This is a genomic window from Candidatus Eisenbacteria bacterium, from assembly GCA_035712145.1.
In the GTDB taxonomy this organism is placed as follows: Bacteria; Eisenbacteria; RBG-16-71-46; order RBG-16-71-46; family RBG-16-71-46; genus DASTBI01.
The window spans coordinates 23367-30942 of the sequence record DASTBI010000165.1; the positions used below are offsets into that span (position 1 = coordinate 23367).

General features: G+C 69.0%; 6 protein-coding genes. All 6 read left to right on the plus strand.

What is annotated here, in order from left to right:
• The first annotated feature begins 21 nt into the window (after positions 1-21).
• Positions 22-1875 (plus strand): tetratricopeptide repeat protein, encoded by a 1854-nt coding sequence (locus VFQ05_11435; GenBank protein HET9327379.1) that lies wholly within the window; start codon positions 22-24, stop codon positions 1873-1875.
• A complete protein-coding gene (locus VFQ05_11440; GenBank protein HET9327380.1) occupies positions 1875-2720 on the plus strand; it encodes a PHP domain-containing protein in 846 nt (281 codons plus the stop codon). The genes VFQ05_11435 and VFQ05_11440 overlap by 1 nt, the downstream gene beginning before the upstream one ends.
• 80 nt (positions 2721-2800) lie before the next feature.
• Positions 2801-3373 carry a hypothetical protein gene (locus tag VFQ05_11445; protein ID HET9327381.1) on the plus strand — a complete coding sequence of 191 codons (573 nt, stop codon included), beginning with the start codon at positions 2801-2803 and terminating at the stop codon, positions 3371-3373.
• 53 nt (positions 3374-3426) lie between these two features.
• On the plus strand, positions 3427-5085 hold the full coding sequence (locus VFQ05_11450; GenBank protein HET9327382.1) for a hypothetical protein: 1659 nt from the start codon (positions 3427-3429) through the stop codon (positions 5083-5085).
• A 68-nt stretch (positions 5086-5153) separates the two neighbouring features.
• Entirely contained in the window at positions 5154-5639 is a 486-nt protein-coding gene (locus VFQ05_11455; GenBank protein ID HET9327383.1) for a helix-hairpin-helix domain-containing protein, read from the plus strand.
• A 127-nt stretch (positions 5640-5766) separates the two neighbouring features.
• On the plus strand, positions 5767-7458 hold the full coding sequence (gene pilB / locus VFQ05_11460; GenBank protein HET9327384.1) for a type IV-A pilus assembly ATPase PilB: 1692 nt from the start codon (positions 5767-5769) through the stop codon (positions 7456-7458).
• Positions 7459-7576 lie beyond the last annotated feature (118 nt).

Genomic DNA, 7576 nt, shown 5'->3' on the forward strand with positions numbered 1-7576 from the left:
CGGTCCCGGAGAACAGCCAACTTGGACAAGGCACTCGAGATCAAACGACGAGCACAGCGCGCGATCCAGAGCGGTGATCTGGACAGCGCGATGGCCGAGTACGAGAAGCTCGTCGTCCTACCGGACTGCGACCCGTACAACTTCGTCCTCCTCGCCGACCTGCAATTCAAGCGCGGCGACCAGCAGGGCGCGGTCCAGCGCTATCTCGCCGCGGCCGACGCGTACGAGAAGACCGGCCTGTTCAAGAACGCGATCGCCGTCTGCAAGAAGATGATGCGCCTCGGGCTCTCGCCCTCGCAGGTGCTCGAGCGGCTCGCCCATCTCCACTCGCTCGACGGGCTGTCCACCGAGGCCGCGCTCTACCACCAGCAATTCGCCGAGCACCTCGTGCGCGCCCAGCGCCCGACCGAAGCCGCCGCCGCGCTGCGGCGCGCATACGAGACTTCGCCCGACGAGCTCGGCTTGCTCGAGCGCATCGCCGAAGTGCTGGTGCTCGCCGACGACAAGAACGGCGCGGCGCTGGCGCTGGCGGAAGCGGCCTTCCAGCACCAGAAGCGCGGTCATCCCGACGTGGCGGTGGCGCTCAAGCGGCGCGCGGAGGATCTCAAGGCGGGATCGGTGCGCGAGTTCGAAGTGCAGGCCATGATCGGATCCGGCCAAAGCCCCGACTCCGCCGCGGCCGCTGCCGTGGTCGACGACGACGACGATTCAGGCACGCCCGGTCCGCCCCTGCTGCCCTCGCTTCGCCCTGAAGGCGATGGGGCCGGTGATGAGATCGAGCGCTTCGGCAGTCCGGCCGGCGCCTTCAATGGCCAGGGCGACGACCCGAAGAAGTCCAGGATCCTCTCCGCGGTCGAGATCGAAGGCATGCTCCAGAAGGCGCAGGAGAAGCTGCGCAATGGCGAGTCGGACGAGGCGTCGCGACTCCTGATGGACGCGGCGCAGGCCTACGAAGCGGTGGGACGTCACGACAACGCGGGCACCATCTACCGGAGCCTCGGCAAGAACCCGACCACGCCGCCAGCCGTGCTCGAGCTCTGGCTCGCCAACTGTGAGCGTCGCGACGACAAGCGTGAAGCGGCGACGGTCGCGTGCGAGCTCGGCGATCGCGCCATCCAGCAGGGCAACGTGGATTCGGCTCAGCTCTGGTTCGACCGTGCCCGCAATCTCGACGAGAACAACACGCTCGCTCAGCGCAGGCTCCAGCGCCTGGAGGCGATGAAGGACGGCGTCGGTCCTCCCCAGCTGGTGTCGACCGACGCGGTCGAGACAGGCCCGCCCGCTCTCGAAGCGGCGCCGGTCGCCGCGGCGCCGCCCCCGCTGTCGCCACCGATGCCGGTGGCCCCGCCGGAGCCGGTCGTCATGCAGGCGCCGCCGCCGCCCGCCGAGACCACGAGCGATCGGGTGGAGCTCGCGGTCGGACGGAGCGAGGCGGTCACCTTCGATCTCGGCGCGCTGCTGTCGGAGTTCCAGCGCGGGATCGAAGCCCAGCTTTCCGGAGACGCCCAGGGGCATTACGATCTGGCCATGGCGTACCGAGAGATGGGTCTGCTGGACCACGCGGTCGAATCGTTCCGGATGGCGGTCGCTCATCCGGGACTCGCGCATCGGGCCACCGAGATGCTGGGCCGCTGCCTGCTCGACCAGGGCCGTTTCGACGAAGCCGCCGCCGAGCTGGCCGCGGGACTGGAGCACCCCGGGCTCGATGTCGAAGGCACTCTCGGCTTGCGCTACCTGCTCGGTCTGGCCCACGAAGCCGCGGGCCGTCCCCGAGAGGCCCTGGCGGAGCTCGAGCAGGTCTTCGCCGTGCAGCCCAACTATCACGACGTCGCGCCCAAGCTGCGAGATCTCCGCAAGGCGCTGGGGAGCGAGTGATGCGGCGGCCGGCCCCCGCGCAGGGCGGCCGGCGGGTGGACCTTCACACCCACACCATCTTCAGCGATGGTCTGCTCACTCCCGAAGCTCTGGTGGAGCGCGCGGTCCAGCGTCAGCTCGCGGCGGTCGCCATCACCGATCACGATTCGGTCGAAGGCATGGAACGCGCGCAGGCGGCGGCTCACGGGCGAATCGAAGTCGTGCCCGGGGTCGAGATCTCGAGCGCGCTCGACGGCCAGGACCTCCACATCCTGGGCTACTACATCGATCCCGAGCACGGCCCCCTGCGCGAGCGACTGTTGAGTTTCCAGGCCGAGCGCCGCGATCGCGCGCGACGCATCGTCGAGCGACTCACCGAGGTCGGCGTGCGCCTCGACGTCGAGGAGGTGCTCTCCTCGGCAGGTCCGGGGGTGGTGGGACGCCCGCATGTCGCGGCCGTGATGGTGCGCGCCGGTGTCGTCGGCGGTCTGGACGAGGCGTTCCGTCGTTACCTCGGCGCGCACGGGTCGGCATTCGTGCCGCGCCCGGCGTTTCGACCACAGGACGCCATCGCGCTCATTCACGGCGCGAACGGACTCAGCGTGCTCGCCCATCCCGGCGCGAGCCTGAGCGACGCGGTGGTGGAGCGGCTCGCCGCCTCCGGACTGCGCGGCATCGAGGTGTGGCACCCGCATCACTCGCCCGCCACCAGCCGCCGATACCGGGCGCTGGCGGAGCGCTTGTCGCTGCTCGAGAGCGGAGGCTCGGACTTCCATGGCCATCCGCAAGGCAGCGATCTCGGCGAGGTCCGGGTGCCTTACGGCGTCCTGTTGCGGCTCAAGCAGAGCGCGGGCGTCGCGGGCTAGGCCCATGCGTTGACTCGGCAGTGAGGCCGCGGCTATTTTCATCAGCCGTCGCTCGTGCCTAGAGCGACCGCGTCATCCGGGTGCGTCCACCGCCCCTGCGGAGATCTCCTTCCATCACCTCCCGTCCGTACTCGTCACGGCGCCTGGCCTACGCGGCGCTGCTGGTCGCGCTCGGACTCACCGGCGCCTACGCGGAATCGATCCCCAATCTCGAATTGCTCACGCTGGTGGCGTTCGGGTCCGGCGTGCTGCTCGGACTGCGCGACGGCGTGCTCGTGGGCGGCCTGACCATGCTGCTCTTCACGCTCCTCAATCCTTACGGTCCGGCCCCACCGCTGGTGATGCTCGCCCAGGTCCTGGGCATGTCGCTGGCCGGGGCCGCGGGCGCCGCGTTCGCTCGTGCCGGGGGGGCGGGATGGCCGGCCCCTCGGCGTGCCGTCGCGCTCGCGATCATCGCGGTGGTGATCACCGCGATCTACGACCTGATGACCAACGTCGCCACCGGCCTCCAGTTCGGACAGATGCGACTCGTGCTCCTCGCGGGGATTCCCTTTTCGCTATGGCACATCGGTTTCAATGTGGCGCTGTTCGCCGTGATCGGGACACCGCTCGCGGCGGTGCTGGCGCGCTACGCCGAACGACTCGAAGCCTGATCCTCGCGGCTCTGCTGATCCCGGGCCCGGCGCTCGCGCAGACGCCGCCGCCGATGGATCGCGATGATCTGGTGGACCAGGGCGTGCCCGATGCGCCGTCGTGGTGGGCCGAGCCAGGACGAGCCGGCTTCATGCCCGACATGGCTTCGGGCGTGGCCTATCCGTGGATTCTCGCCGGGCACGTGCGCGGCGGATGGGCGATCGACGATCCGGGTCTGTCCGAGCTCGGTCCATACCCCGGGATCATGACCGTGCACTCGCCGCTCGGCTGGCTGGATTCGCTGAGCGCCCAGTCCGGTGGCGTTTCGGGGTGGGACGGATTCCGCGGCGCGTTCACCAAAGTCCGCCATCATCGCCTGCTGCCCGCCGACGCGCGGGTCGGCAAGCGCGCCTTCGCCGACTTCACGCTGGAAGGCGGCAGCGACGCGCTCGACGGCAACAGCCTGTCGGTGGCCAGCGGGGACAGCGCCTTGTGGTGGCGACTCGGGACGGTGGGATGGAGACGAGGCGGCCTCGGCGATCTCGGACCGGCCGGCCGTCACCACTACGCGTTCTCGGGCTCGTGGGTGCGCGGACGACACCACCTGAGCGGAGGCCTGGCGCAGGCCGGCTCGGCTGCCGAGATGGTGACGGGGGAGTCGCAGTCGGCGACCGGCGCCGGTGGAAGCGTGCGCTACGGATACGGACTGCGAGGCTCGCAGGTTGGGCTCGAGGTCGGGCGCGGTTACGCGCATCACGAGAGCTTCGGCGGCGTGATCCCGTTCTCGCGCCGCGACGCCCATCAGCGGCACGCGGTGGCCGACTGGTCGAGAACCGGAAACGCGCTCGGGCTGCGGCTCGAATGGCGCGACGAGTGGGTGACGCGAGTGACGACTCCCGGAGGCGAGGTGCCGTGGACCGCGACCTCGTTGTGGGTCGCCGCGCGCGGCGAAGGACGCCGCGGACCGGCGCGAATCGAGTCATCGCTGGGCGTGGGAAAGCACGACGACGGCGGCACGACATGGGCGCCGTCGGCGCGCGTGGAGCTCGGCGGGCGGGCCTGGCTCGCGGCGATCCATGCGGAGCGCATCGTGGCGCCGATCTGGAGCGATCTGGCTCCGGGCGTCGAGTCTTTCCTCCAGACCACGTGGAAAGGCGGCGCCGAGGTGGCCTGGCGCGACCCGCATGGGGGTGTCTCCGCGGGATGGATGATGGGCCGCACGCTGGATCGCGCGCTGCTCAGCCGCTTTCCCTTCGACGAGCTGTGGCTGCGCGACGGGTACCTGCGCGATCCCGACCCGTTCGATTTCGGGCTCGCGACGGCGAGTGCCGACTGGAGGTGGCGCGCGTGGCTGGCGCACGTCGAGGGGTTCTCGCTGTTCCGCGACGATGACGCGCCGCAGGCCACCGTCGATCCGCGCCGCGGGGGCCGCGCCATGCTGGAGACCGGGTTCAGCTCGTTCCAGGGGGACTTGCGGGTGCGGGTGCGAGGCGACGTCGCCGGCATGGCTGGCAGGGCAAGCCTCGAGCCGGGGGGCGCGTGGATTCCGGGAGACTGGACGTATGGTTTCGCGGTGGCGACGTCGCTGGCGGATGTCACCGTCACGCTGCGCTACCGGAACCTGGAGGACAAGGTGCGGACGCTCCCCTGGCTGGTTCCGCTGACGGGCCAGGAAGGGGAGGGAGAAGGCGACACGTTCCGGATCGCGATCTCCTGGCGTTTCTATAATTGAAGAGGCCGCGCACCGAATCGGGGGACGCAACCTTCGTCGCCTGACGCTCGCCCCCGCCGGAAGCTCCGATGCTGCAATGGCTGACGGAGGCCGAGCGCCGCGGAGCCAGTGTTCTCGTGTTGCTGCTGCTGCTCGGGGCTGGACACGATGCCTGGGTCGCGCGGCGCATGCGGGCTGAGATGGAGCATGGCCCGGCAAGGGTTCATCCGCCGGAGTCATCGCTGCCGGCGCCTTCGCCGGGCGAGCCGCCCGCCGAGCCCATGAGCCTCGCTCCAGTCCGGCTCGATCTCAACCAGGCCGGCGCTCCTGAGCTCGAGGCGCTCCCGGGTATCGGTCCGGTTCTGGCTCGGCGGATCGTCGAGACGCGGAAGCAGATCGGACGCTACGACACCGCCGAGGATCTGCTCCGCGTCCGCGGAGTCGGGCCGCGTCTCCTCGAGCGCATCCGGCCGCGGATCCGCGCCGCGCGTGAGCGCGAGGCCATGCATTCCGCACCGCGGTCTGGTGACGGCCGTGCAGATTCCGCTTCAGCCGCAGAGCACTCGACCCGATAACCCCACGCGAAGCACACCCACACCTGGACATTGGCGCCCGGGCCCGCTTGCGGGCTCCGGGTAACCGCCATCTTGCGCAGGATCGGGGCGCCGAACTCGGCAGCGCCACCCGACAGACGGGGACGGGATGCAGGAAGACATCGGACAATTGTTGCTGGATGCCCAGCTCATCGATGCCGCCGGGCTCCAGAAGGCCCAGCTTCAATCGAAGAACTCCGGCGGCAGCGTGGTCTCGAATCTGGTCAAGACCGGAGCGATCTCCGAGGAAGCTCTGCTCGAGTTTCTGTCGCAGAACTTCCGCGCCCCCTCGATCGATCTCCGGAACTTCGAGCCCGACCCCCAGCTCACGCGACTGATTCCCGGCGACGTCGCCACCAAGTTCCTGGCGTTGCCGGTGTCACGCGTCGGCCGGCGCCTGGTGGTCGCGATGGTGAATCCCAGCAACATCTTCGCGATCGACGATATCAAGTTCATCACCGGCTACGAGATCGAGCCACGCGTCGCCACCGACGCTTCGCTCAAGCGCGCCATCGACCGTGCCTACGACTCGGCGGGGACGATGGCCGACGTCATGAAAGGGATGGAAGAGGACCTGTCGGTCGTCGAGGAGGAGGAGGTTCCGACCGACGAGGCGCTCTCGGCGGCCGAAGAGGCGCCGATCGTCAAGCTGGTCAACTCATTGATCAGCGACGCGGTGCGCAAAGGGGCTTCCGACATCCACATCGAGCCCTATGAGAAGCAGATGCGGGTGCGCTTCCGCATCGACGGCGTGTTGCAGGAAATGATGGCGCCTCCTTTCAAGTTCAAGGCCGCGATCATCTCCCGTCTCAAGATCATGGCCGAGCTCGACATCGCGGAGCGTCGTGTCCCGCAGGACGGCCGCATCAAGATCAAGGTGCTCAACCGCACCATCGACCTGCGCGTCTCGAGCCTGCCCACGATCTTCGGCGAGAAGATCGTGATGCGCATTCTCGACAAGAGCAATCTCAACATCGATCTCGGCAAGCTCGGGTTCGAGCCGCGCTCGTTCACGGAGTTCACCGCCGCGGTCGCCAATCCGTACGGCATGGTCCTGGTCACCGGCCCGACCGGATCGGGCAAGACGACCACGCTCTACTCCGCGCTGTCCCGGATCAACACCCCCGAAGTCAACGTCATGACCGCCGAGGACCCGGTCGAGTACAACCTCGACGGCATCAACCAGGTCCTCGTCAACGACGAGGTCGGTTTGTCCTTCGCCGCGGCGCTCAAGGCGTTCCTGCGCCAGGACCCGAACATCATCATGGTCGGCGAGATCCGCGACATCGACACCGGGGCGATCGCCACCAAGGCGGCGCTCACGGGCCACCTCGTGCTCTCCACGCTCCACACCAATGACGCCGCGTCGGCGATCGGCCGCCTCATCGACATGGGGATCGAGCCGTTCCTCGTCGCCTCGTCGGTGAACCTGGTCCTCGCCCAGCGCCTGGTGCGCCGGCCCTGTGCGAGCTGCAAGCGCGAGGTCGAGCCCCATCCCGAGGTCCTGCGCGAGCTCGGCTTCTCCGCCGAGGACGGCGCGGCCTTCGCCTGGATGGAGGGGGAGGGCTGCGTCGACTGCAACAACACGGGCTACAAGGGCCGCCAGGGCGTCTACGAGGTGATGACGATGACCCCGACGCTGCGCGACATGGTGCTCGACCGCGCCCCGGCCTCGGCGATCAAGAAGCAGGCGATGTCCGAGGGGATGCGGACGCTGCGCATGGACGGCTTGTCGAAGCTCCGCCGCGGCATGACCACGGCGGAGGAAGTGCTCAAGGAAACGGCGGTCGACAATGTCTAGGACGGAAGCGCGAACCCGCACCGGAAGGAGCCGGTAACCCCGTGATCACTCTGAAGCAGTTGCTCGAGGACATGATCCAGCGGAAGGCGTCGGACCTGCACGTCACCGCCGGGGTGCC

Bases quoted from the DNA above. Each gene is read 5' to 3' on its own strand.
- VFQ05_11440 (HET9327380.1), top strand. From the start codon at position 1,875: ATGCGGCGGCCGGCCCCCGCGCAGGGCGGCCGGCGGGTGGACCTTCAC.
- VFQ05_11455 (HET9327383.1), top strand. From the start codon at position 5,154: ATGCTGCAATGGCTGACGGAGGCCGAGCGCCGCGGAGCCAGTGTTCTC.
- pilB (HET9327384.1), top strand. From the start codon at position 5,767: ATGCAGGAAGACATCGGACAATTGTTGCTGGATGCCCAGCTCATCGAT.
- VFQ05_11450 (HET9327382.1), top strand. From the start codon at position 3,427: ATGGATCGCGATGATCTGGTGGACCAGGGCGTGCCCGATGCGCCGTCG.